This window comes from Mesoflavibacter zeaxanthinifaciens DSM 18436, assembly GCF_000422365.1.
In the GTDB taxonomy this organism is placed as follows: Bacteria; Bacteroidota; Bacteroidia; order Flavobacteriales; family Flavobacteriaceae; genus Mesoflavibacter; species Mesoflavibacter zeaxanthinifaciens.
This window is the reverse complement of sequence record NZ_AULQ01000001.1, coordinates 579,705-603,844: the sequence shown is the minus strand read 5'-3', so window position 1 is coordinate 603,844 and position 24,140 is coordinate 579,705. Positions and strand designations below refer to the sequence as shown.

The 24,140-nt window shown below is 30.1% G+C and carries 21 protein-coding genes, 1 other RNA gene and 1 pseudogene; 13 read left to right on the top strand and 10 right to left on the bottom strand.

The features are described 5' to 3' along the window. Positions 1 to 3,510: pseudogene (locus tag H574_RS0102845) on the bottom strand (HYR-like domain-containing protein); the annotation flags it as partial. 354 nt (positions 3,511 to 3,864) lie between these two features. Between H574_RS0102845 and H574_RS0102840 the strand changes: the two are divergent. The 4 genes from H574_RS0102840 (at position 3,865) to H574_RS0102825 (ending at position 7,994) form a co-directional block, all read left to right on the top strand. Then, positions 3,865 to 4,353 carry a SixA phosphatase family protein gene (locus H574_RS0102840; RefSeq protein ID WP_036226939.1) on the top strand — a complete coding sequence of 163 codons (489 nt, stop codon included), beginning with the start codon at positions 3,865 to 3,867 and terminating at the stop codon, positions 4,351 to 4,353. 39 nt (positions 4,354 to 4,392) lie between these two features. Beyond that, on the top strand, positions 4,393 to 6,450 hold the full coding sequence (ppk1, locus tag H574_RS0102835) for a polyphosphate kinase 1 (RefSeq protein WP_027879106.1): 2,058 nt from the start codon (positions 4,393 to 4,395) through the stop codon (positions 6,448 to 6,450). A gap of 3 nt (positions 6,451 to 6,453) precedes the next feature. Then, positions 6,454 to 7,365, top strand: a complete 912-nt coding sequence (locus tag H574_RS0102830; protein WP_027879105.1) for a Ppx/GppA phosphatase family protein — start codon at positions 6,454 to 6,456, stop codon at positions 7,363 to 7,365. A gap of 98 nt (positions 7,366 to 7,463) precedes the next feature. Beyond that, on the top strand, positions 7,464 to 7,994 hold the full coding sequence (locus tag H574_RS0102825) for a porin family protein (protein ID WP_027879104.1): 531 nt from the start codon (positions 7,464 to 7,466) through the stop codon (positions 7,992 to 7,994). Between the two features lie 63 nt (positions 7,995 to 8,057). On the opposite strand, the gene H574_RS0102820 is transcribed toward H574_RS0102825, so the two are convergent. From H574_RS0102820 to dnaX, 3 genes are read right to left on the bottom strand one after another with little or no spacing between them, the layout of a single operon-like run. After that, entirely contained in the window at positions 8,058 to 8,639 is a 582-nt protein-coding gene (locus tag H574_RS0102820; RefSeq protein ID WP_027879103.1) for a MiaE family protein, read from the bottom strand. A gap of 6 nt (positions 8,640 to 8,645) precedes the next feature. After that, positions 8,646 to 9,227 (bottom strand): hypothetical protein, encoded by a 582-nt coding sequence (locus H574_RS0102815; protein ID WP_027879102.1) that lies wholly within the window; start codon positions 9,225 to 9,227, stop codon positions 8,646 to 8,648. Between the two features lie 17 nt (positions 9,228 to 9,244). Further along, positions 9,245 to 10,963, bottom strand: coding sequence for a DNA polymerase III subunit gamma/tau (gene dnaX / locus H574_RS0102810; protein ID WP_027879101.1), 1,719 nt, complete (start codon positions 10,961 to 10,963; stop codon positions 9,245 to 9,247). Between the two features lie 167 nt (positions 10,964 to 11,130). Between dnaX and H574_RS0102805 the strand changes: the two genes are divergently transcribed. Further along, the gene (locus tag H574_RS0102805) at positions 11,131 to 12,777 is read left to right on the top strand and encodes a serine hydrolase domain-containing protein (protein ID WP_027879100.1); all 1,647 of its coding nucleotides are present in this window, start codon (positions 11,131 to 11,133) and stop codon (positions 12,775 to 12,777) included. A gap of 81 nt (positions 12,778 to 12,858) precedes the next feature. Then, an RNA gene (rnpB, locus tag H574_RS14335) (RNase P RNA component class A) lies at positions 12,859 to 13,172 on the top strand. 118 nt (positions 13,173 to 13,290) lie between these two features. Here rnpB and H574_RS0102800 read toward each other — a convergent pair. The 3 genes from H574_RS0102800 to H574_RS0102790 are packed head-to-tail and all read right to left on the bottom strand — an operon-like array spanning position 13,291 to position 15,378. Further along, positions 13,291 to 13,836 (bottom strand): RsmD family RNA methyltransferase, encoded by a 546-nt coding sequence (locus tag H574_RS0102800; protein WP_027879099.1) that lies wholly within the window; start codon positions 13,834 to 13,836, stop codon positions 13,291 to 13,293. Further along, positions 13,836 to 14,654: a DUF3822 family protein gene (locus H574_RS0102795; protein WP_027879098.1), complete on the bottom strand. Its 819-nt coding sequence runs from the start codon at positions 14,652 to 14,654 to the stop codon at positions 13,836 to 13,838. The genes H574_RS0102800 and H574_RS0102795 overlap by 1 nt, the downstream gene beginning before the upstream one ends. Beyond that, positions 14,638 to 15,378 (bottom strand): hypothetical protein, encoded by a 741-nt coding sequence (locus tag H574_RS0102790; RefSeq protein WP_027879097.1) that lies wholly within the window; start codon positions 15,376 to 15,378, stop codon positions 14,638 to 14,640. The genes H574_RS0102795 and H574_RS0102790 overlap by 17 nt, the downstream gene beginning before the upstream one ends. Before the next feature lie 126 nt (positions 15,379 to 15,504). Here H574_RS0102790 and H574_RS0102785 point away from each other — a divergent pair, with 126 nt between their 5' ends. The 7 genes from H574_RS0102785 to H574_RS0102755 all read left to right on the top strand — a co-directional run bounded on the left by H574_RS0102785 (position 15,505) and on the right by H574_RS0102755 (position 21,996). Further along, complete coding sequence (locus tag H574_RS0102785) at positions 15,505 to 16,932, top strand: ATP-dependent DNA helicase (protein ID WP_027879096.1); 1,428 nt, start codon at positions 15,505 to 15,507, stop codon at positions 16,930 to 16,932. Between the two features lie 65 nt (positions 16,933 to 16,997). Beyond that, a complete protein-coding gene (kdsB, locus tag H574_RS0102780) occupies positions 16,998 to 17,726 on the top strand; it encodes a 3-deoxy-manno-octulosonate cytidylyltransferase (RefSeq protein WP_036226937.1) in 729 nt (242 codons plus the stop codon). Next, positions 17,717 to 18,424: an HAD family hydrolase gene (locus H574_RS0102775; protein WP_027879094.1), complete on the top strand. Its 708-nt coding sequence runs from the start codon at positions 17,717 to 17,719 to the stop codon at positions 18,422 to 18,424. Before kdsB ends, H574_RS0102775 begins: the two co-directional genes overlap by 10 nt. Further along, positions 18,418 to 19,038 carry a CatA-like O-acetyltransferase gene (locus H574_RS0102770; protein ID WP_027879093.1) on the top strand — a complete coding sequence of 207 codons (621 nt, stop codon included), beginning with the start codon at positions 18,418 to 18,420 and terminating at the stop codon, positions 19,036 to 19,038. The genes H574_RS0102775 and H574_RS0102770 overlap by 7 nt, the downstream gene beginning before the upstream one ends. A gap of 49 nt (positions 19,039 to 19,087) precedes the next feature. Continuing rightward, positions 19,088 to 20,149 carry an iron-containing alcohol dehydrogenase family protein gene (locus H574_RS0102765; RefSeq protein WP_027879092.1) on the top strand — a complete coding sequence of 354 codons (1,062 nt, stop codon included), beginning with the start codon at positions 19,088 to 19,090 and terminating at the stop codon, positions 20,147 to 20,149. A 1-nt stretch (position 20,150) separates the two neighbouring features. Then, positions 20,151 to 20,699, top strand: coding sequence for a 1-acyl-sn-glycerol-3-phosphate acyltransferase (locus H574_RS0102760; RefSeq protein ID WP_027879091.1), 549 nt, complete (start codon positions 20,151 to 20,153; stop codon positions 20,697 to 20,699). Positions 20,700 to 20,952: 253 nt separating this feature from the next. Next, entirely contained in the window at positions 20,953 to 21,996 is a 1,044-nt protein-coding gene (locus H574_RS0102755) for a hypothetical protein (RefSeq protein ID WP_036226933.1), read from the top strand. Positions 21,997 to 22,083: 87 nt separating this feature from the next. On the opposite strand, the gene H574_RS0102750 is transcribed toward H574_RS0102755, so the two are convergent. The 3 genes from H574_RS0102750 to H574_RS0102740 all read right to left on the bottom strand — a co-directional run bounded on the left by H574_RS0102750 (position 22,084) and on the right by H574_RS0102740 (position 24,037). After that, positions 22,084 to 22,803 carry a YebC/PmpR family DNA-binding transcriptional regulator gene (locus H574_RS0102750; RefSeq protein ID WP_027879089.1) on the bottom strand — a complete coding sequence of 240 codons (720 nt, stop codon included), beginning with the start codon at positions 22,801 to 22,803 and terminating at the stop codon, positions 22,084 to 22,086. A 78-nt stretch (positions 22,804 to 22,881) separates the two neighbouring features. After that, complete coding sequence (locus H574_RS0102745) at positions 22,882 to 23,172, bottom strand: 4a-hydroxytetrahydrobiopterin dehydratase (RefSeq protein WP_027879088.1); 291 nt, start codon at positions 23,170 to 23,172, stop codon at positions 22,882 to 22,884. 31 nt (positions 23,173 to 23,203) lie between these two features. Continuing rightward, entirely contained in the window at positions 23,204 to 24,037 is an 834-nt protein-coding gene (locus H574_RS0102740; RefSeq protein WP_027879087.1) for a sugar nucleotide-binding protein, read from the bottom strand. Positions 24,038 to 24,140 lie beyond the last annotated feature (103 nt).

Here is a 24,140-nt window from a genome sequence, read left to right as displayed (position 1 = left end):
ATTCCCACAATCATCAGTTAAAGTCCATGTTCTTGTAATGATATACGATCCTTCACAAGAACCTGCAGTAACCAAATCAGTAAATGTTGCCTCAATAGAAGCAGAACAGTTATCAGCTTCATCCGTTACATCACCTGTTTGTGCAACCGACGCATTATAGTTACAAGACGCATCAGTAAAAATTTCGATATCATCTGGCGCTGTAAAAGTAGGTGCTGTTGAATCTTCAATAGTAATGATTTGTGTTTGAGATGTAGTGTTCCCACAATCATCAGTTAAAGTCCACGTTCTAGTGATGATAGATTCGCTGCTACAGTTCCCAGCAGAAGTGTCTTCTTGATCGCTAAAAGTAGCCTCTAAAGTCGTGTCGCAATTATCTGCTTCATCAGTAACATCTCCAGTAAGTGTTAAATCATTAGGGTCTTGCTCACAATTAATAGTTACATCGGCAGGCACAGTAAATGTTGGAGGAGTAGTATCTACAACATTAATGATTAAAGTTCTTGTTGTTGTATTTCCGCATTCATCTGTAGCAGTCCAAGTTCTTTCTACTGTAAATTCATTTTCACAAGTTCCTGGAGTTGTTGTTTCTTCAAAATTAATAGTAGCACTTCCACATTCATCAGTAGCTGTTAAATCTTCCGCAGGTTGTAATTCATCACATTCAATTGTTATTTCTTCAGAAATAGTAACGGCATTTGTATAATTAGAAATACAGGTAAATTCAATATTATGCTGTCTTCCACTACCAGAAACATTATTTTTTCTGGCTTCAACACCAACTCTAAAAGAAAAACTTGTTGCGTCTGTATTTCTAGTGGTAAAATTAGCTTGAGGATTAGCATTAGTAACACCTGTATACTCTGTAGTTCCAGAGGTAGCAACTATCCAAGGACCTTCTTCTGTAATGGTTAAATCTGTAGGATCATTTACAGTATAACTATTTGTAAACTGAGTCCAGTTTACTTCTCCAAAATTATTATTACCATCAATATCATTAAAATTAGAATAGAATTCAGGTAAACTAGTAGGTGTTGAAGTTCCGGCTTGAACAAAATCGAATCTAAATTCTGTATAAGCTCTATCTCCATTGTTTGCTATTGAAAAAGCAGTTCTAGGTCTAAAAGAATCGCTTCCTGTAGAATTATCATCGAAAACAGGAATTGTAGTATTAACAGTTGCTACAATATTAACTAAGGCGTCTACTCCTGGTGCAATTTCAGTAAATCTAAAAACTTCTCCTTGTAAAAACGTGTTATTGTTTCCATCACCAGTTTCTTCAGTATAATTTTCAAAACTTAATACAGGAACATCAACACATGAAGGTTGACTATTATCTACATTAGAAGGGAAACCTACAATTGTTGGCGGTAATGTATCAATTATTGTAAAAGTAGCTGTTGTAGAAGATGAGTTTCCGCATTCATCAGTAGCTGTAAAAGTAACAGTTGTACTACCAGTTTCACCACAATCATCGGTTGTGTTTGTAATAGTATTAGACCAAGTTATTGGTCCGCCGCATTCATCATAAGCAACAGCATTACCATTATTGGCTAACCAATTGTTAAATTGGTCAGTATTACCATTTCCATCACATTGTACTGTAAAGTCAAAAGATTCTGTGTCAATTACAGGTCCTGTCGTGTCTACAATAGTAATAACTTGAGTGTAATCTTCTATTGTATTACCACAAGCATCGGTAAATGACCATGTGTTTGTTATAGTTCCGTTAGAAGGGCAAGATGGATCTGGCATAAAGTTGCCTGATGTTTTTATAGGGATAAGGTTGTTACAACTTGCTACAGGAGCTAAATTTTGAGCATTATTTAAGGCATTTGTATTATCACACTCTACAGTTCTATCTAATTCATTAGGTGTAGTAACCCAAGTTGCTGGTGCTGGAGGGTTAACTGTTACTGTAGTTGATAAATTATTACCTTGCTTACATTCGTCTAAACTATTAGAACTTACTATAGTAGTACTGTGACCATTGATAAAACCCGTGTAAGAAGAAGAAAGTTGTGAGCTTAAAGTTGTAGAACATCCGTTTTCTAAATAATAACATTGATCATTTACTGTTACATCAAAAGCAAAACTTAATGTTTCTCCAACATCCAATAATCCATCAGCAGCTGTAAAAGTTAATTCTCTTGTACTAGAATTATAACTGTAAGTCACACCAGCAGGTAAACCAGTTATAGGCTGAACTAGTTCTGAACCAACAGGAACCGTTGTAACAAAGCTTATATTTGTAGCATCATCATTACCGTTATTAGTGGTGGATGCATTATATGTTACTGTTTGAGGGTTACTATTAGGAGTAATAGTATTTGGTGTAGCTGTATATACAATTGGATCTAATTTAGGTTCATAAACCTCTACAGCTAAACCTAATAGATATAGACCATATGCTTCTTGATTTGAAGTTAGTCTTAAGGTTGTTGATGTTTGATTATTATGTAGAAGATTATTTCCTGAATTATCTAAATGAAAATGAGCTGAGTCAAAACCTAAAGTGTTTGTACTTGCTGGATTTCGATCTGTAAAGTTGCTATTTCCATTAGTAATTCTACTATTAAAAAAGTTATTTGAATTTCTTAAAGGCGCATCTAAATCTTCGAAGACGTTTGAAGAGTTAAGCATTTGTAATCTGTCTCCTGATAAATCACGATCGCCTTCTAAAGCTCCAATTACTATATCAGATTTTACAGCTCCTGTTGGAATTGTCTGAAATCCACTAAAATTAATATTAAAATTATTGTTAGAACTAGTTACATTAGCATAACCATCAAAAAATGATATGTTTTTTCTTTTTAATTGATCGCTTTTATAAACAACTACTAGCTGCCAACCTCCAGAAGTACCTGTGTTATTTCCGTCATGAGAATATAAATACCCTTGTCTTCCTTCAACATTAGCAACTTGATACTTACCAAATGCATTGCTGTTATTTAAAACATTATTAGTGATATCTTTTACACAGATGTAAGCATCATTAACAAAGTGAGGATTTTCATCACGACCTCTAAAAATAACATCATCTGCAGAAACAGTAGTGTAGCTTGTTTGTCCAGGTAGCATTATTTTTACTTGGTTATAATTCCAACCAGGTTGATTATCTAACTCTACAGCGTTATTACCATTACCAACTATTAAACCTTTATCTGCTGCAGCCCAATATAGTAAAACTTTATCTATCGCTAAGCAAGGATCGCCCGGATAAGGGTTTGTTAAGTTTGCGCTACTAGAGTTAAATGTAGTAATGTCATTATCAATATCTACATAAACGTTATCTGAAAAGTCATGATTACCATCAGATCCATTATAATTACCTGTAGCAGTTCTAGAGATTGTGTTATTACCAACAACAATAACATCACCATTAATACTACTTTGGTATCTAAGCGTAAATGGTTTTTTTACTTGAGCTGTACTAATTGTAGCAATTAATGACACAGCTAATATTAAAAGTGCTTTATAGCACTTTACTAATGGGTTAAGTTTTTTCAAAACGACAAAAATTGATTTATAACATATACAGTACACACAAAAACAGTAATTAATTGCAATATAATTAACTTATTACTTAAAATATAAATGTTTTTAGAACTAATATGCATATAACACTGTTTTACTTTATAATTTTTAAAAAAATTACATACATTTAAAGTGCTACTATTTTGCTTAAGGGAATGGTTTAGTAGGTTCTTAGTTTTTAGATTCAAGGGTGAAATTAATTAATAGCAATACAAATCAAGTTGTAAATAATATTAAAATCAAAAAAAAATGATATAGCGTATATTTAATCGATAAACGACATTTTTAACTCTAAAAATCTCTAGAATAATCATTTAAATAATCATTATGGACAAAACTTTACAGTTATTTCGACATGGTAAATCTTCATGGAAATATAATTTACCAGATCATGATAGACCCTTAAAAAAAAGAGGTTTTACGGATATTGAATTAGTGTCTAAATACATAAAAAAAGATTTTAAAAAGCCAGATTTAATATTGTCAAGTACAGCAAATCGTGCATGTACAACTTCTAAAAATTACATTAAAAATTTAGATCTTTTTGACGTCAAATTTCAACTTAAAAAAGAGCTTTATGATTTTTCTGGAGACGCTGTATTAAATCAAATCTACAACTGTGACGATTCTGTGAAAACTTTAGCAATATTTGGACACAATTATGCGCTTACAGATTTGTGTAATCAGCTAGGAGATAGTTATATAGAAAACTTACCAACATCTGGATTTGTTCAAATAGAATTTAATGCTCAATGTTGGCAAAAGGTTAAATTTGGTAAAACAACAAGAATTGTATTCCCTAAACATTTAAAATAGCCAATCTAATTAAATATATTTGTAGTAAAAATTCGTCAAATGAACAACCACATTATAGATAATAAGTACATTAATAGAGAGTTAAGCTGGCTTCAATTTAATCACCGAGTTTTACAAGAAGCAGCAGATGAGACTGTTCCGTTAATTGAAAGATTACGTTTTTTAGGTATTTTTTCTAATAATTTAGACGAATTTTTTAAAGTACGTTATGCTACAGTAAAACGTATTGACTATGCAGGTAAAGCAGGTAAAAGTCAACTTGGAGGTATTAAGGCATCAGAGTTGTTAGAGATAATAACAAATACTGTTATTGGACATCAAACAGAAAGTCTTAAAATTTTAAGCAAAATTCAAAAAGAATTAGAGACAGAAAACATCTTTATTATAAAAGAAAATAAGGTTAATAAATCTCAAAAAGAGTTTCTTAAAAAGTATTTTTTAGAAAAAGTTAGTCCAGCTTTAGTAACTATTATTTTAAACCCAGATATAGAACTTCCTAACCTAAAAGATAGTAATGCGTATTTAGCAATAAATATGGTTTTAGAAGATAATTCTAGCCAATATGCTTTGATAGAAATTTCTAGATCAATGCAACGATTTATTGTACTTCCAAAAGTAGACAATAAACAGTATATCATTATGTTAGATGATATGTTGCGTTTGTTTTTAGACGATATTTTTAACGTTTTTAGCTATAAAAATATTTCTGCGCATATGATAAAAATTACACGTGATGCAGAGTTGGATTTAGACAGCGATTTGTCTAAAAGTTTTATGGAAAAAATTAGTGATAGCGTTAAGGATAGATTAATTGGTGAGCCGGTAAGATTTGTTTACGATAAAACTATAGATAAAACGACGTTAAACTTTTTAATGTCAATTATGGGTATAGATAATACAGATAGTATAATACCAGGTGGACGTTATCATAATAGGAGAGATTATATGGATTTTCCTAGTTTAGGCAGAACAGATTTACTTTACGATAAAATCACACCATTACAAGTTAAAGGTTTAAGCCTACAAGACAGTATTTTTGAGTCTATAGCAAAAAAAGATTATTTACAATATGCGCCATATCATACATTTACATATGTAGTAAAGTTTTTACGCGAAGCAGCTTTAGACCCAAAAGTAAAATCAATAAAAATTACAATTTATAGATTAGCACAGATATCTCATGTAGCAAGTTCTCTTATCAATGCTGCAAAAAATGGTAAAAAAGTTACTGTTTCTATGGAAATTCAAGCGCGTTTTGATGAAGAAGCAAATATCGCTTACGCGGAACAAATGCAGCGCGAAGGTGTTAACCTAATTTTTGGAGTACAAGGATTAAAAGTACACAGTAAAATGTGTGTAATAGAGCGTGAAGAAGGAAAGAAAACTAAACGTTATGGCTTTATAAGCACAGGTAATTTTAATGAGTCTACTGCACGTGTTTATACAGATTTTACGTTATTTACAGCCAATCAAAAAATATTAAAAGACATCAATAAAGTATTCAACTTTTTTGAAGTTAACTATAAAATTTACAGATATAAACACATAATTACATCGCCACATTATACAAAAGATAAATTTTTTCGTTTAATTGATAACGAAATAGAAAATGTTAAACAAGGCAAACCAGCTTTTATTAAATTAAAAATGAATAGTATATCAAGCTATAAAATGATTGATAAGCTATACGAAGCAAGCAAAGCTGGTGTAAAAATACAAATGATTGTTAGAGGTATTTGTTGTCTTGTACCTGGTGTAAAAGGTGTTAGTGAAAGCATTGAAGTAATAAGTATCGTAGACAAGTTTTTAGAACACACTAGGCTATACATTTTCTGTAATAATAACGATACAAAAGTATACATCTCTTCTGCAGATTGGATGACAAGAAATATAGATAATAGAGTAGAAGTATCTTGCCCAATCTATCAAGATGATATTAAACAAGAATTATTAGATATATTCGATATCTGTTGGAATGATAATGCAAAAGCAAGACTATTAGACAAAACTCAAAAAAATAATTATCGTAAAAACGATAAACCTAAATTAAGGTCTCAATTTGCAACTTATGATTATTTAAAAGAAAAACTAAACTAAATAATGCTAACCATACAAAAATACGCTGCAATAGACATTGGGTCTAACGCTGTAAGACTACTAATTTCTAATATTATAGAAGAAAAAGGTAAACCAGTACGCTTTAAAAAAAGTTCGTTAGTGCGTGTTCCTGTTCGTCTTGGTGCAGATGTGTTTATAAAAGAAAAGATTTCTAAAAATAATAAAGAGCGTATGCTTAAAACCATGCAAGCGTTTAGTTTGTTAATGCAAACACATAATGTTGTTAGGTACAAAGCATGTGCAACGTCTGCAATGCGCGAAGCAAAAAACGGTAAGCAAATAGCAGATTTAGTATTAGAAGAAACAGGTATTAAAATAGATATTATAGGCGGAGAAGAAGAAGCTGCTATTATTGCTGCAACAGATCTTCAAAGTTACATTGATGAAAATAAAACTTATCTATACGTAGATGTAGGAGGCGGTAGTACTGAGTTTTCTGTAATAGATAAAGGGGAAAAAATATCGTCAAAATCCTTTAAAATAGGAACTGTAAGACTTTTAAATGATGTAGTAAAAAAAGAAGCTTGGCAAGAACTTGAAGAATGGATAAAAACTGAAACATCTAAATTCGAAAAAATTGATGTTATTGGATCTGGAGGAAACATTAATAAAATTTTTAAAATTTCAGGAAAATCTTTAGGTAAACCATTATCCTATTTTTACCTTACTTCTTACTATAATACCTTACAAACATATTCTTACGAAGAACGTATATCTCAATTAGACTTAAATCAAGATAGAGCAGATGTGATTATACCTGCAACACGTATTTATTTATCTGCGATGAAATGGAGTAGCGCAAAAGATATCTATGTTCCAAAAATTGGACTAGCAGATGGTATTATAAAAAGTATATATAATGATACGGTTAAGAGTCATACAAAGTTAAAATAGTACACTTTATCTGTTTATTGTGATAGATTAAATAATAATATATATATTTACTAATAAGATTATAAAAACTAAACTCAACCTCTTATAACTTTTAAAATATGAAAAAAACTATTCTTTTCTTTACTTTAATCTTAGCTTCTTTTTATGGATTTTCTCAAAACTCTGTTTATGGAGTTAGAGCTGGTATTAATATTTCTGATTTAGATTTTGAAGATCAGTTTGATGATACGCCTCATACTCACAGAAATGGATTTATGATTGGTTTTTTTGGAGAGTATAAGTTATCAAACTTAATTGATATTGCTCCAGAAATTCAGTTTTCAGCAGAAGGTTCTAAAGAAGAAGAATTGAGAATTAACTATATCCAATTACCAGTTTTATTTAAGTTTAACTTATCTAATAATTTTGCTTTAGCAGTTGGACCACAAGCTAGTTTAAAAGCTCATGAGTATGATGATGGCATTAAAAACTTTACATTTTCTGGTGTAGCTGGAATTGACTACATGATTACTGATGAATTTTTCTTAGACTTTAGATATAAGTATGGATTACAAAACCTAGTTGATGATGAATTAGGTGTAGAATTTAAAGGAAATACAATGCAAATAGGATTTGGAGTAAAATTCTAATATATTCAATAAATAGTAAGTGTTTAAAAAAAGCCTTTTCTATTTAGAAAAGGCTTTTTATATTTATCCGTGTATGGTTTCTTTTGTCCCTAAATCTTTCATTATTTTGGCTTCATAATCTAATAAATCTTGCCATTTTTTATCAACTTCTTCTCGGTTTCCGTATTTACGAGCATACCCTAAAAACATAGTATAGTGATTAGCTTCACTAACCATTAATCGTCTATAAAACTCGGCTAATTCTTTATCTTTTAATTCTTCAGAAAGTAATCTAAAACGCTCGCAACTTCTAGCTTCAATTAGTGCAGCATATAATAGTCTGTGCACTAATTGATCTGTTCTGCTTCCTCCTTTAGGGAAGAATTTTAAAAGTTGAATTACATACTCATCTTTTCTATCTCTACCCAAAGTCCAACCACGTTCTATAATCTTATCATGTACCATTTTAAAGTGGCTCATTTCTTCTTTAACTAAAGCAGTCATTTCTTGAACAAGCTCTGTATATTCAGGAAAACTTACTATTAAAGAAATCGCAGTACTTGTTGCTTTTTGCTCACAAAAGGCATGGTCTGTAAGAATTTCTTCTATATTTTTTTCTACAATATTAACCCAACGTGGATCTGTTGGTAATTTTAGTCCAAGCATATTTTTTTAAGCAGTTAAGTAGTTATGATCTAAATCTGTAAGGTTGATTAGTTTTTTATCACCTTTATTATCTATTACTAATTCAAAAAGTTTTTCTGTATTAGATTTTGGTTGTGTAAAAAGAATGTTTAAAACCAACTTATTTTGGTTTAAACTTTCTTCTTGATTTACCCAAACACTTTTTAAAATTGAAGTTTCCATATAGTAAGAAACCGTTTTATCATGTTTTAAAATATATTGTTTATCAATAACATCATTAAAAATAATTTTGTTTTGACGTGCTACAACTTGGGCTTTATAATCTCTGTAATGATATTTATAGTTTATAGAGTCGTGTTTAAATTGTCTTAAGTATGAAGATTTCATATCTGTAAAAGTTTTTACATTTACATGATAGCCATTACTTAAAATAGTATCTGTTTTAACTTCAGCATATTCTTTAGGAAAGTAAGAAACACGTTCTGAAAAAGATTCTAATAAGTTTTTGTCCTTTAAGATATCTTTAGGTGATCTATTAGTTTTATCTCTAGCATCACAACTAATAAGCGTAATTATTATTCCTAAAAGTAGTACTGTAAACTTGTTCATAATTATAAAGTTACAATTTAAACATCTAAATCAAAAGCCTTTCTTAGTAATTCGATGTTAGGATTTTTTTCTTTTAGTTTTTCATATTTTTCAATTGGTGTATAGGCGTATTTTTTTTCCATCACTTCATCTACAGTAATGTCTAAATTAATATCATAATTGTTTAGACTTTTACGTAAATAAGACATCAAATCATACGATTGACGTTCTACTTCAACTTTATTTGTAGCGTTAGGAAAAGTTAATTTTACGGTTACACCATCTTCGGCTAATTTAGGCTTATCTATAGATAGGATAGAAGCAAGGTTAAATTGTCCCTTGGCTTCAATTTCGTTAACAAATAAATTCCAATGATTGGTTAGTTCTTCTTGAGTAAAAGGTTCTTTTGGTAGGTTTTCTTCATCAACAACAACATCTAGTTGTTTTATTTCATGTTCTTTTTTTGCTCTTATACTTTTTAAAGATAATCCAGATGTTCGTTTTTTTGCAGATGCTATACCTTTTTCTAATACAATTTTAGGTTTTGGTGGTTCTACAAATTGTTTAAGTTCTGGATTTACTTTTTGTGTTTCGTTTTTAGAAGAAGCTTCTACTGGTTTTTTAACAGGAATAGGTGTAATACCTTTTTTTCTGAAATAACTAGGCGGAATTATGTAACGTCTGCTATTTTTTTTTTCTCCATCAAAAGTGATAGAGGCAAGTTGCATTAAAGTAAGTTCGACCAGAAGTCGTTGGTTTTTACTGCTTTTATATTTCAAATCACAGTCGTTAGCCAGATTTATAGCTTGTATTAAAAACTGCTGACTTGATTTTGTAGCTTGATTTTCGTACTTCTTTTTAGTGTCTTCTCCAACTTCTAAAAGTTCTATCGTAGCAGGGTTTTTACAAACTAATAAATCTCTAAAATGTGATGCAAGTCCAGCAATGTAATGATGACCATCAAAACCTTTTGCTAATGTCTTATTAAATTGAAGTAATAACTCAGGGATTTTATTGTCTAGAATAAGATCTGTACTTTCAAAGTAAGTTTCGTAATCTAATACGTTTAAATTTTCTGTAACTGCTTGTCTTGTTAAATCTTTACCAGAAAAACTAACTACACGATCAAAGATTGAAAGTGCATCACGCATAGCACCATCTGCCTTTTGAGCGATGATATGTAGCGCATCATCTTCTGCATTTACACCTTGCTCTTCTGCAATGTATTTTAAATACTCTTTAGCGTCTTTAACTGTAATACGTTTAAAATCAAAAATTTGACAACGTGATAAAATAGTTGGGATTATTTTATGTTTTTCAGTAGTTGCTAAAATAAAAATACAATGTTTTGGTGGCTCTTCTAAAGTCTTTAAAAAAGCGTTAAAAGCGGCTTGAGATAACATATGTACCTCATCAATAATATAAACTTTGTACTTACCAACTTGTGGCGGAATACGAACTTGATCGGTTAAGTTTCTAATATCGTCTACAGAGTTGTTGGAAGCTGCATCTAACTCAAAAATATTAAAGGCGTAATCTTCTTCAGAGTTTTCATTGCCTTCACTGTTAATCATCTTTGCCAAAATACGTGCGCAAGTCGTTTTACCAACTCCACGTGGACCAGTAAATAACAGTGCTTGTGCTAGATGATTGTTTTCTATGGCATTAAGTAAAGTGTTTGTAATAGCAGATTGACCAACAACATCCTTAAAGGTTTGTGGTCTGTATTTTCTGGCTGATACTACAAAATGTTCCATAGACATTAGATTGAATACAAATTTAAAAAATAGCTTAATAAAAAGGAAGTTTGATGCTTCAATTTATTTTGAGTTATTAACAAAAATTGAAGAGTAATAGTTTTTTTAATTATTATATTGACTGTAACAAAAGATAATTATTCTTGTCCTTATATAAAAGAATTAAAATGATAAAAAAACTGACTGCTTTTACTTTTCTTACACTTTTATCAACATTTGGATTTTGCCAAAATTTAGATGCTGAAGTTGATAAAATTTATCAAGTAGAAGATAACACACCTGGTTTTTCAATTATAGTTTCTAAAGGCGAAGAAATCTTAGTAGAAAAACAATATGGAATATCTAATTTAGATTATGACATACCAATTACAAACAAAACAGTTTTTGACATCGGTTCAATTGCTAAACAATTTACAGCATACGCTATACTTTTGCTAGAAGAACAAGGTAAATTATCTATTAAAGAGCCTGCTTATAAATACATAAATAATCTACCTCAATATCAAAAAGGAAATCCAACCATTGAACAATTATTAAATCAAACAAGTGGCATCAAAGAAGTAGATGGCATTGCGGGAATTGCAGATTTAACTAAGAATGATTTACTCACTCAATCTCAAATGATGAATTTTATTACAAAAATGACATCATTAAACTTCAAACCAAGCGAGTACTTTCAATACACAAATTCAAACTATATCTTACTGGCAGATATTGTAACCAAAGTTTCAGGTAAACCGTTTACGAAATTTATGCACGAAAATGTTTTTGAACCATTCGGAATGGAAAATACAATTAAAAAATCAAGCACTTACACTATTATTAAAAACAGAGCAATTGGATATATAGAAGATGAAGACAATTTCTATAAATCACATTTACACGCTTTTGTTTACGATGGCGACGGACAAGTACTTACCACTCCAAAAGATATGTTTAAGTGGCATATAGGTTTACAGAAAATTAAAAATCAACATTCTGAATTATATAAAAAAATGCATACCAAAGCCAAGTTAAATAATGGTAATACTATCGATTATGGTTTAGGAGTAGAGTTTGAAACTTATAATAACTATCAAGCATTTGGTTTTGACGGAATGATATTAGGCGGCTTTGTTTCTAAATATCTTTATTTTCCTGAATTAGATATGATGTTTTTCACTACTCAAAATACCTTTGATTCAGATTTTGAGGAACAGTTTTTTAAGTTAGTTGACTTATACATTCCTAAAAATAATTTCAATAACGAAACAAAAAATAGCGAAAAGGTGAATAAAGTAAAGCTTTCAAAAAAAGAGCTAAAATTATATGAAGGAAGTTATCTCTTTGCCGGAAGCGATGTAGAGACAATTAAAACAAACACAATTCAACTTAAAAATGATGAACTTGCTGTACTTACGACTTATGGAGATGAAATAACAAGATTAAAACCTATTGGAAATCATCAATTTATGTTTAATGATAAGCTAGTTGTATTTGACTTAAAATTGGATAGCAAGAGTTATAAATATTATGATTCTGAAAACGAATTACCTTGGCTATTTAGAGAATACAGTCCTACTACTTACAACGAAAAGCAATTAAAAGAATTTGAAGGACAATATTTTAATGCAGATTTTCAAATCAGTAAAAAAATCAAACTAATAGACGGTAAACTTTTTGTTTTTAGCAGAAATGGTGCTTGGAAAAATGAGATTATACCTCTTGAAAAAGATGCTTTTGATTACTCTTCTGACCTAATAACCTTTCTTAGAGATAACAATAACTCTATAGTTGGTCTTAAAATTATAGATGTTTTATTTAAAAAAATATAATTATTATTTTATACAAATACATACATTAGTTTATCGTAATTTAGCACCAGTAAATCGCCTTATCGCTAAAAACTCAACTTGATTGAGTTTCTCTTTTTTTGAGATTCCCGCATTCGCGAGAATTTAGAGGAAAGTCCGGACACCATAGTGCAATTATAGTGGTTAACAGCCATCCGCCGAAAGGTGAGGAAAAGTGCAACAGAAAGAATGTACAGGTCATGCTGTAGTGAAATCAGGTAAACTCTATAAGGTGCAATACCATGTATATTAACGTTTGAGCGCTGCACGTGCGATGTTAAAGGGTAGGTAGCTAAAGTGTGTTGGTAACAGCACATTCAGATAAATGATAAGGACGCTTTTGCGTACAGAATCCGGCTTATAGATTTACTATTTTATAAAGAAACCACCTTTTTTAAGGTGGTTTTTTATTTTTTGTAATTTCGAACAAAGTGAGAAATCTCATAAGGATGAGATTACTCGATTACTCGGAATTATAAATTGGTTTTAAGAATACTATTCTTCTGTCAGTTCAAAAAAACTAAACATATTACCGCCATAACTTTTGGAATGAGAATACTGTGATAAACCTGATAAGTCGGTATGTTTAGAGTGTTCTAAAATTAAAAGTCCATCTTTTTCTAATAGGTTATTTTGAAAGACTAATTCTGGGATTTTTGCAAATTCTTCCACAGGAAATTCATATGGTGGATCTGCAAAAATAATGGTGTACGATTGTTGATGATTTTCTAAAAAGCTAAACACATCACTTTTAATGGTGCTGATAGGCATTTCAAAACTTTCAGCAGTTTCATTAATGTATTTTATACATCCATAATTTTGATCAACGCAGGTAATGTTTTCGGTGCCTCGTGATGCAAATTCGTAACTGATATTACCCGTGCCAGCAAATAAATCTAAAACAGAAATTTCATCAAAATAATATTGATTATTTAAGATGTTAAATAAGGCTTCTTTAGCCATATCTGTCGTAGGTCTAACGGGTAGTTTTTTTGGAGCAACTAACTTTCGTCCTTTGTATTTTCCGGATATAATACGCATTAGAGACTTTTTAATAAAGTGAAATTGGAATAGTTATTTGTTGGTTTTTCCGCGAAAGCGAAAGTGTCAAATCTATTACCAAAACTAACATGTCTTACATACTTGTAAGCTATTTTATAAATAGGATGTTCTTTATCTAAATTTCCTAAAAAGACAAGCTCGATAGTTTCTGGATTGAGCTGTAATTGCTCTAAAGTAAAGAGTAAATAATAGATAAAATCTTCTTTAGTTTGATAATTAAACGTATTGTAAAGTGCTAATTTACCTGAGTTAAATGCTACTACTTCAAAGCTTTCTGTATTTACATTAACGTATACTTTAGAAGTGTTGTTGTTTTTTTCTAAAGTCAATAATTGCTCAATTAATACTGTAGAAAAATGTTTGTAAGTAAAACTTCCAAACTTGTCAAATAAGTAATTGTTTATGTTTGTAAATGGGACATAAACATTGACACTATCATTTTGTTTAATATCATCAAAAGTAATAAAGTCTGTTTTTAAAATTTTGGTGTTAAATTTTAAATAATCTGCTAAATTTTCTTCGTCAAATAATGGTTTAGGAACTAGAGTAGACCATTCGTTTTCATGAATAACAGTTACTTTATTAAACGCTTGATCTAGTTTAGGATTAGAGTTAAACTGATGCTTTACAGCATCTAATAAATCTAACGGTGTTTTTTTTGTAAAGTTTACATTTTGTAAATCTATAATGGTATTTGTATCTGTGTTTAGGATACAAAAAGAAAGTCCACTCAAACTTAGTTGAATGGACAGTTCTAGGTTGGTTAAAATATTATGTGTATTATTCGTTATTGCCATAAGTTTTTGGCCAGTTTCCTACAGTTTTAACTTCGTCCATAGATCCAACACGTAAAGCATCTCCGTTAACACCTTCTACAGATAATACTTCTTTTTCTTTAGAAACTAAATCTTTAGGTTGGTCAAATAATAAATCGTCTTTTTTAACAAACGCTTCAAATACAGGTATTTTATTATCTCCATCTGTTAGCTCTCCTGCATTTAAAGTAAATTTAGTACCAGGTTTAGCATTTGGTACATCCATCATTGTTTTATATCTAGTAGAAGTTTTAAACAAACTATCTTTTACAGGCACGTATCCAATAGTATCTGTAATTACAATATCTTTAAACATTTCTACACCACCATAAGCCTTGGTTCTTTCTTCGTCAACAACACTAGAGTCGCGTCTTTCTATAATTGTAAATTGACCATTTTCAATAAACTTAATTAAAGTATCGTAGCTTTTTGTAAACTTTCCGTTTACTTCTCTGTATGCTAATTCAGAATCTCTAATGTCTTTTAATTTTTCAATTGCAGCAGCGTAACGCTTTACTTTTAATTGATTAAATTTAATTTCTCCATAAACAGAGTCAAAAGTTAAATAACCTAAAAGGATAATTAAAGCCCAAAGTGCAATTACAATTACAGGTTTTACTTTTGAAGGTAAATATTTGTCAATTAGCCATACAATTGCAAAGGTTAAAAGAATGGCACCAATAATAATTAATATTAAATTTAGCATAGTGTTTTTTATTAAAATATAATTAAGGTCAGTGACAAATCTACAATTTTTTTTTATTCGTAAAAACCATTTGTTGGTAAAAATGATTTATATATTTGAGAAAAAGTTTTTAAACCTTGTGCCTTAATGACTAGTTCAGAATTTTATTCCCTTATAAAACAGCAATTTCCATTTAAACCAACCGCAAAACAAGACATTTTACTTTTACAACTTTCAGAATTTATTTTTAAAGATACTACAGATAGTCTTTTTTTATTAAAAGGTTACGCCGGTACAGGAAAAACAACAATTATAGGTACTATTGTAACTAACTTATGGAAAGCAAAGAAAAGTGCAGTCTTAATGGCTCCAACAGGTAGAGCAGCAAAAGTAATATCTAATTACTCAAAAAAAGAAGCCTTTACAATTCATAAAAAAATATATTTTCCTAAAAAAAATAAAGGTGGTGGCGTTAATTTTGTTTTACAACCAAACAAACATAAAAACACCATATTTATTGTAGACGAAGCGTCTATGATACCAGACACACCAAACGACTCAAAATTATATGCTAACGGGTCTTTGTTAGACGATTTAATGCAGTATGTATACCAAGGACATAAATGTAAGTTACTTTTAATTGGTGATACAGCACAGTTGCCTCCAGTAAAGTTAGATTTAAGTCCAGCTTTAAATGAAAACACACTAAATCTAAACTACAACAAATCTGTTACAAAGATGGAGTTAGATGAAGTAACACGTCAAGGTTTAGATTCTGGGATTTTAGAAAATGCAACTTTATTAAGAGAAGCGTTAGCAGACGAGTTTTTTGAAAGCTTTAAATTTAACTTAAAACCTTTTAAAGATATAGTTAGGTTAGTTGATGGTTATGAGATAATGGATGCTATAAATGATGCATATAGCACTTTAGGATATGAAGAGACAAGTATAATTGTTAGAAGTAATAAACGTGCTAATTTATATAATCAACAAATTAGAAGCCGAATTCTATTTAGTGAAAACGAACTTGCAGCAGGAGATTATCTAATGGTAGTTAAAAACAATTATTTTTGGATAAAGCCAAATACCGAAGCAGGTTTTATAGCTAACGGAGATATTATTGAAGTCTTAGAAATCTTCAGTTTTAAAGAATTATATGGTTTTAAATTTGCAGAAGTAAAAGTAAAAATGGTAGATTATCCTAAAATGAAACCTTTTGAAACCGTTCTACTTTTAGATACGATAACTGCCGAATCACCATCACTGTCTTATGAAGAATCAAATAAACTTTATGAAGAAGTACAAAAAGATTATGAGGATGAAACGAGTAACTATAAAAAGTTCCTAAAAATCAAGAATAACCCACATTTTAATGCTCTTCAAGTTAAGTTTTCTTACGCCATTACTTGCCATAAATCGCAAGGAGGACAATGGAACACTGTTTTTGTAGAACAACCTTATCTACCAAATGGGATTGATCGCGATTACCTACGTTGGCTATACACAGCAGTAACCAGAGCTAAAGAAAAACTGTATTTAATAGGTTTTAAAGACGAATTTTTCGAAGAAAATTAAAGCAATACCTACCAATAATTAACATTAATAGACTATTTTTGAATAGTAATTTTTCAAAATAAAATATGAAAATCATTGCCATGATACCAGCACGTTACAGTGCTTCTCGTTTTCCCGGTAAACTTATGCAAGACCTTAACGGAAAACCAGTAATTACACGTACCTATGAAGCTACAGTTAACACCAATTTATTTGACGATGTGTTAGTTGTAACAGATAGTCAAATTATTTATGACGAAATAAAACATATTGATGGTAATGTTATGATGAGTAAAAAAGAACATCAATGTGGAAGTGATAGGATAGCAGAAGCAGTAGAAGATTTAGATGTAGATATAGTAGTTAACGTACAAGGAGACGAGCCTTTTACTGAAGTTGATTCCTTGAAAAAATTAATAAATGTTTTTAAAAACGATCCAAATAAAGAAATAGATTTAGCGTCTTTAATGGTTCGTATTAAAGATAAAGAAGAAATTAAAAATCCTAATACAGTAAAAGTAGTTTTAGATAAAAATAACCTAGCGCTTTATTTTTCAAGAAGTCCAATTCCTTATCTTAGAGATGAAAATGTTAATGTAAAATACTACAAACATAAAGGTGTTTATGCGTTTAGAAAACAAGCATTATTAGATTTTTATCATTTTCCTATGCTAACATTAGAGGCATCAGAAAAACTAGAACAACTAAGATATTTAGAATACGGAAAAAAAATTAAAATGGTCGAAACTAATGTACAAGGAGTAGAAATTGATACACCAGAAGACCTTGAACGTGCAAAAAAGCTATGGAAATAAATTACGATAATATTAAAGTAATAGGTTTTGATGCAGATGATACGCTTTGGGTTAACGAAACCTATTTTAGAGATGCGGAATCAGAATTTGCTAATCTATTAAGTCAATTTGAAACACCTAATAAAATAGATCAAGAACTATTTAAAATGGAGATGAAAAATCTTTCTGTTTATGGTTACGGTGTAAAAGGTTTTGTGTTATCAATGGTAGAAATGGCTATAGAATTATCAAATGGAACAGTCTCTAATAAAGTCATTTCAAAAATATTAGAGATAGGAAAAGATATGATTAATAAAGATGTAGAGCTTTTAGATGGTGTAGAAGAAGTGTTAAAAAAACTCTCAACTAAATATAAATTAATTGTAGCCACAAAAGGAGACTTATTAGACCAAGAAAGAAAACTTGAAAAATCTGGACTGTTAGACTACTTTCATCATATAGAAGTTTTAAGTGATAAAAAAGAGGCTAATTACTCTAAATTATTAAATCATTTAGACATCAATCCTAAAGAATTTTTAATGATAGGAAACTCTTTAAAATCAGATATCTTACCTTTAATAAACATAAAATCAAAAGCAATTCATGTTCCTTTTCATACCACTTGGGCACATGAAGAAGTTAAATTAGATGCAAATAGTAATAATCAATTTCATACTTTAAAAACTTTGAAAGAAATACCACAATTATTACAATGTTAAAAACTATAGATATAGAAACCTGGGAAAGAAAGCAGCTTTTTAATCACTTTGCCAATTTTAAAGACCCATATTTTGCTGTAACTATTCCTTTTGATGTAACAAAAACCTATCAATTTTCTAAGGATAATAACCTAAGTTTTTTTGGTGTCTATTTGCATGCTTGTATGATAGCAATTAATAATGTAGAAAATTTAAAGTATAGAATAATAGAAGATAAAGTAGTTAGTTATGATGTCATAAATGCATCACCAACGATATCTAGAGAAGATAAAACTTTTGGATTTTCTTTTGTAAACTATGATAAAAATTTAGATGTATTTTTAAATAATTTACATTTAGAAAAACAAAGAATTAATAACACAGATCAATTATATCCACCTAAAAACGGATTAGATTGTATACATTGTTCTGCACTACCTTGGGTAGATTTTACAGGACATAAAGAACCCGTTTCAGGATTAAAAGACTCTGTACCAAAATTAGCTTTTGGTAAAGCAGTAAATAAGAATAACCAATTAAAAATGAATGTAGCTATAAGTGTAAATCACGCACTTGTAGATGGATATCATATTGGTTTATTTTCAGAAATATTTCAGAAACACCTAAATAAATAATAAATTTACAAAATAAGAAAACTAGTTAATGCAATTTAAAAATTTTCCAATGGTCTCCAAAATTGTTTTTGGACGAGGCAGTTTCAGTCAGCTAGGAGAAATATTAGAACCTAAGCGTGTAAACAGAGATGCTCCATTTATATATTTTGTAGATGATGTCTTTAAAGGTAATGCTTGGTTAACTTCACGAATTCCTTTAGCTTATGACGACAAAATAATATACGTCTCAGCAGCAGAAGAGCCAAAAACATCACAAATAGATCAGTTAGTAGAACAAATAATATTAGATTATAAAGAACGACCATCTGGTATTATTGGTATTGGTGGTGGATGCATTATGGATGTAGCTAAAGCAGTATCTATTATGCTAAATAACGATGGAGAATCTAAAGATTATCAGGGTTGGGATTTAGTTAAAAATCCTGCAGTATATCATGTTGGTGTGCCAACCATATCTGGTACAGGAGCAGAAGTGTCAAGAACAACAATTTTAACAGGTCCAGAACGTAAATTGGGTATTAATAGTGATTTTACTCCATTTGATCAAGTTATATTAGATCCAGAATTAACTAAAGATGTACCAAAAGACCAGTGGTTTTACACAGGTATGGATTGTTATGTACATTGCATAGAGTCTTTAAATGGAACATACTTAAATGCTTTTAGTAAAACTTATGGTGAAACAGCTTATGAGTTATGTAAAGAAATTTTCTTATCAGATCATCTCACAGCAGAAGAAGCCCAAGATAAATTAATGATGGCTAGCTGGCATGGCGGGATGAGTATTGCGTATTCTCAAGTAGGTGTTGCTCATGCTATGAGTTATGGTTTAGGATATTTATTAGGTGTAAAACATGGCATAGGTAATTGTATAGTGTTTGATCATTTAGAGGAATATTATCCAGAAGGCGTTAAACTTTTCAAACAAATGAAAGAAAAGCATAACATACAATTACCACAAGGTATTTGTGCCAATTTAACAGATAAAGAATTTGATACCATGATTAGTGTAGCATTAAGCCTAGAACCATTATGGGAAAACGCAATAGGAAAAAACTGGAAGAAAAAAATAACACCAGAAGTCTTAAAGGCACTCTACCAAAAAATGTAAAATGCGTTGGTTAGCTAAATTAATTTATTTCAAAATCTTAGGTTGGAAAGTTGTAGGAAATACTAATTTTTCTAAGGATACCATAAAAAAAGCAGTCTTAATTTCTGCGCCTCATACTCATAATTTTGATTTTATTATAGGACTACTTTTAAGAAAAGTTGTTGATTTAAAATCTAACTATTTAGGAAAAAAAGAGCTTTTTGTATGGCCTATAGGATATTATTTTAGAGCTGTTGGCGGTGTTCCTGTAGACAGAAAAAATAAAGAAAATAAAGTTGAAACCATAGCAAAACTTTTTGACGATAAAGAAGAATTTAGGTTAACCTTAGCTCCAGAAGGCACAAGAAGTAAGGTAGATAATTGGAGAACTGGTTTTTATTACATAGCCAAAAAAGCAAATGTGCCAATAATTATGTTTACATTAGATTATCAAAACAAACAAAACAAAGTTTCAAGACCTTTTTACCCAACAGATAATATAGAAGAAGATTTTAAATACATGAAGTCTTTTTTTAATGGTGTTAAAGGTAAGATTAGTAAAAATTCTTAAGCTAAAATGTTGTTAATCTTAGTTTTGGCATCTTATTTGATATATTTATAGTGTAGATATTAATGAAACATAAAGTAAACTTCCCAAATCACTAAAAAGAAACATTATAAAGCTACAACTTACTTAAATTAAGCGCTTTCAATTATATAGTTGAAAGCGCTTTTTTTGTTAAAAAATGTTAATGTGTGTTTTTTGTAAAACTCATTAAAAGGAAACTTCGTAAGTATGGTGTATTAACAAAACAACAAAAATTATGAAAACTCAAAAAACAGTAAAATTTTTAAGTCTTTTAGCAATTGCTTCATTTGCTTTAACTTCTTGTAGTGATGACGATGACAACGGAATGGATATGCCTATGGCAGAAGTTTCAACTAAAATTTATACATCTAATAATGCCAATGGTAATATTGACGAAATTAATGTATCAGATATGTCAAACGTAGAATCTAAAACTTTAATTACAACAAGTACAGCTGCAGATGGTGTATATTATGATTCAGAATCTGATGCCGTTTTTCAAGCATCAAGATCAAATCTTTCTTTAGAAGGTTTTTCTAATGTAAGTATGATTAGCTCTGGTACAAATGTATCCATAGATTTTACTGGTACGGCAGATATGACAAGTCCTCGTGAAGTTGCAGTAAATGGTGATTTTTATGTAGTTGTAGATAACAGTGATGTAGATGGAGATACAAACACACCTGATGGTAGATTATTTATTTATCAAAAATCGGGTAGTAACTTCACTTTAAGAAATACTATTACTACAAATTTTAAATTATGGGGAATTACTTTTGCTGGGTCTGATTTATATGCAATTGTAGATGTTACAGATCAATTAGCTGTATTTAACGATTTTTTGTCAAATACTACAGACGCTACAGTTATGGCTACAAAAACAGTTTCTGTAGAAGGAATTGTTAGAACACATGGTATAGCTTACGATATGGATGCAGATGTTATGGTATTAACAGATATAGGTGTTGCAAGTGGTACTTCTACAAGTGCATCAGATGGTGGATTTCATGTTATTTCTAATTTCTCAACAAAATTTAATAGTATAAACGATGGTGGTACTTTAGCAATGTCTAGTCAAGTTAGAGTTGCAGGATCTAATACAATGTTAGGTAATCCAGTAGATGTTGCGTATGATAGTATGACTGAAACAGTATATATTGCAGAAGCTGCAAATGGTAAGATTTTAGCTTTTAATAATATCTCTTCAGGAGGTAACCTTACACCGGTTTTAGATTATGATTTAGCATCAGCTTCTGCAGTTTATCTTTCTAAGCAATAATTAATGGTTGATAATTGATTTGATTTGAAAGAAAAAAGGCTATTCAATTTTTGAATAGCCTTTTTGTTTTATAAATAAGGAAGCTTATTAATCTGTTGTTTCTTCCATTGTGTGATATACGTTTTGTACATCGTCATCTTCTTCTATTTTTTCTAAAAGCTTTTCTACATCTGCAGCTTCTTCTTCGGTTAACTTTTTTGTGACTTGTGGTATACGTTCAAAACCTGAAGATAAAATTTCTATTTCTCTGCGTTCAAGTTCTGCTTGTATTGCTCCAAAACTTTCAAAAGGTGCGTAGATTAAGATACCATCATCATCTACAAACACTTCTTCTGCACCAAAATCTATTAGCTCTAATTCTAATTCTTCAGGATCTAATCCTTCAGCATTAATTCTAAAATTACAAGTATGGTCAAACATAAAAACAACAGATCCAGATGTACCTAAACTACCGTCGCATTTATTAAAATAACTACGTATGTTTGCTACAGTACGTGTATTATTATCTGTTGCTGTTTCTACTAAAACAGCAATACCGTGTGGCGCATAACCTTCAAAAACAACTTCTTTATAATCGCCTTGGTTTTTATCACTAGCACGTTTTATTGCTCGTTCTATATTGTCTTTAGGCATATTTACAGACTTGGCATTTTGTATAACTGCTCTTAGTCTTGAGTTGCTGTCAGGATCTGGTCCACCTTCTTTAACAGCCATTACGATATCTTTTCCTATACGTGTAAAGGCTTTACTCATAGCAGCCCAACGTTTCATTTTTCGTGCTTTTCTAAACTCAAAAGCTCTTCCCATATTTGATGTTTTATTTTTGTCTTCTAACGAAGGCGGTTATTTAATTTTTTTTGCAAATTTAAAAAAAAGAGAATTTAATTATTCTTCTTCCTCAATAATAGCTTCTATTGCTTGTGCTAATTTAAAATCTTTGTCTGTAACACCATCTGCATCATGTGTAGATAAAGAAATACTTAATACGTTGTACACGTTTTTCCAGTCCGGATGATGGTTTAATGCTTCACATTCAAAAGCTATACGACTCATAGCACTAAAGCAATCTTTAAAGTTTTCAAATTCAAATTCGGCATGTATTGCATTATCGAAATATTCCCAATCTGGTAGTCTTAATAGACGTGTTTCTATGTCGGTTTTAGATAGTTTTTCCATATTAATGTTTTATGTTTTAAAAATAAGAAATTTATACTTCTAATTCAGATAAAATGTCTTGACTTAATATTTGAAGGTGCTTTGGTAGTTTATTCTCTTTTGGTAAAACAGCAAGATAACGATCTTCGTTGGTTGTATATACTCGTTTATACAATGGATTTTTGTATCCTAAAGATGAAATAATTTCTGAGAAAAAATCTTCGTGATGCACTAGATCTTGACTTCCAAGATGAAAAATTCCTGATTTGTTTCGATTAATGATGTAATGAATTTGCTGAGTTACCTTGCTATCATTTGTAACATTCATTATTAAATTAGGAAACACTTCAATAGGTAGTTTTTCTCTTAAATGTAGTTTTATTTCTTTAATTCTAGGAGATTGTACGCCAAAAACCATAGGTAGTCTTAAAACACCTATTTTGTTTTTTGGTAGTCTAAGAAGCATGTTTTCTATCTTAATTTTAAAATGACCATACATACTATGGCTTAAAGTTTTGTCAAATTCGTAACTAGGAAATTGACTGTAAGCATCAAAAACATTTGCTGATGATAAAAAAAGTAACTTACAATCGTTATTTGTAATGTAACTAACAATGTGTTGATGTGCTATAACTTGAGCCGAAAAATTACCACGAAGGGCAGATATAATTATTGTAGGTTTTATTATATCTAAGATTTCAAAAACGTCATCTTCTTCTATATTATACTGAAAAAAATGATGATTTTTCTCATATGCATATTTATCGGTACAGTAGGTACCAAATGTGTTATAGTAGGCATACAATTCTTTATAAATGGCTTGTCCTAAAAAACCACTTGCGCCAAGAATTAATATACGATGTTTGTTGTCTTTTTGAGGCTTCATTAATCTACTTCATTTCAAATAAAATGCCAGAATAAACTTGTTAAAATAAACCAATGTTTATAGCGACAAGCTTAGACTGACATTGTATTATTTTCTTTAAAAA

Bases quoted from the DNA above. Each gene is read 5' to 3' on its own strand.
- H574_RS0102840 (WP_036226939.1), top strand. From the start codon at position 3,865: ATGGACAAAACTTTACAGTTATTTCGACATGGTAAATCTTCATGGAAA.
- ppk1 (WP_027879106.1), top strand. From the start codon at position 4,393: ATGAACAACCACATTATAGATAATAAGTACATTAATAGAGAGTTAAGC.
- H574_RS0102830 (WP_027879105.1), top strand. From the start codon at position 6,454: ATGCTAACCATACAAAAATACGCTGCAATAGACATTGGGTCTAACGCT.
- H574_RS0102825 (WP_027879104.1), top strand. From the start codon at position 7,464: ATGAAAAAAACTATTCTTTTCTTTACTTTAATCTTAGCTTCTTTTTAT.
- H574_RS0102820 (WP_027879103.1), bottom strand. From the start codon at position 8,639: ATGCTTGGACTAAAATTACCAACAGATCCACGTTGGGTTAATATTGTA.
- H574_RS0102815 (WP_027879102.1), bottom strand. From the start codon at position 9,227: ATGAACAAGTTTACAGTACTACTTTTAGGAATAATAATTACGCTTATT.
- dnaX (WP_027879101.1), bottom strand. From the start codon at position 10,963: ATGGAACATTTTGTAGTATCAGCCAGAAAATACAGACCACAAACCTTT.
- H574_RS0102805 (WP_027879100.1), top strand. From the start codon at position 11,131: ATGATAAAAAAACTGACTGCTTTTACTTTTCTTACACTTTTATCAACA.
- H574_RS0102800 (WP_027879099.1), bottom strand. From the start codon at position 13,836: ATGCGTATTATATCCGGAAAATACAAAGGACGAAAGTTAGTTGCTCCA.
- H574_RS0102795 (WP_027879098.1), bottom strand. From the start codon at position 14,654: ATGGCAATAACGAATAATACACATAATATTTTAACCAACCTAGAACTG.
- H574_RS0102790 (WP_027879097.1), bottom strand. From the start codon at position 15,378: ATGCTAAATTTAATATTAATTATTATTGGTGCCATTCTTTTAACCTTT.
- H574_RS0102785 (WP_027879096.1), top strand. From the start codon at position 15,505: ATGACTAGTTCAGAATTTTATTCCCTTATAAAACAGCAATTTCCATTT.
- kdsB (WP_036226937.1), top strand. From the start codon at position 16,998: ATGAAAATCATTGCCATGATACCAGCACGTTACAGTGCTTCTCGTTTT.
- H574_RS0102775 (WP_027879094.1), top strand. From the start codon at position 17,717: ATGGAAATAAATTACGATAATATTAAAGTAATAGGTTTTGATGCAGAT.
- H574_RS0102770 (WP_027879093.1), top strand. From the start codon at position 18,418: ATGTTAAAAACTATAGATATAGAAACCTGGGAAAGAAAGCAGCTTTTT.
- H574_RS0102765 (WP_027879092.1), top strand. From the start codon at position 19,088: ATGGTCTCCAAAATTGTTTTTGGACGAGGCAGTTTCAGTCAGCTAGGA.
- H574_RS0102760 (WP_027879091.1), top strand. From the start codon at position 20,151: ATGCGTTGGTTAGCTAAATTAATTTATTTCAAAATCTTAGGTTGGAAA.
- H574_RS0102755 (WP_036226933.1), top strand. From the start codon at position 20,953: ATGAAAACTCAAAAAACAGTAAAATTTTTAAGTCTTTTAGCAATTGCT.
- H574_RS0102750 (WP_027879089.1), bottom strand. From the start codon at position 22,803: ATGGGAAGAGCTTTTGAGTTTAGAAAAGCACGAAAAATGAAACGTTGG.
- H574_RS0102745 (WP_027879088.1), bottom strand. From the start codon at position 23,172: ATGGAAAAACTATCTAAAACCGACATAGAAACACGTCTATTAAGACTA.
- H574_RS0102740 (WP_027879087.1), bottom strand. From the start codon at position 24,037: ATGAAGCCTCAAAAAGACAACAAACATCGTATATTAATTCTTGGCGCA.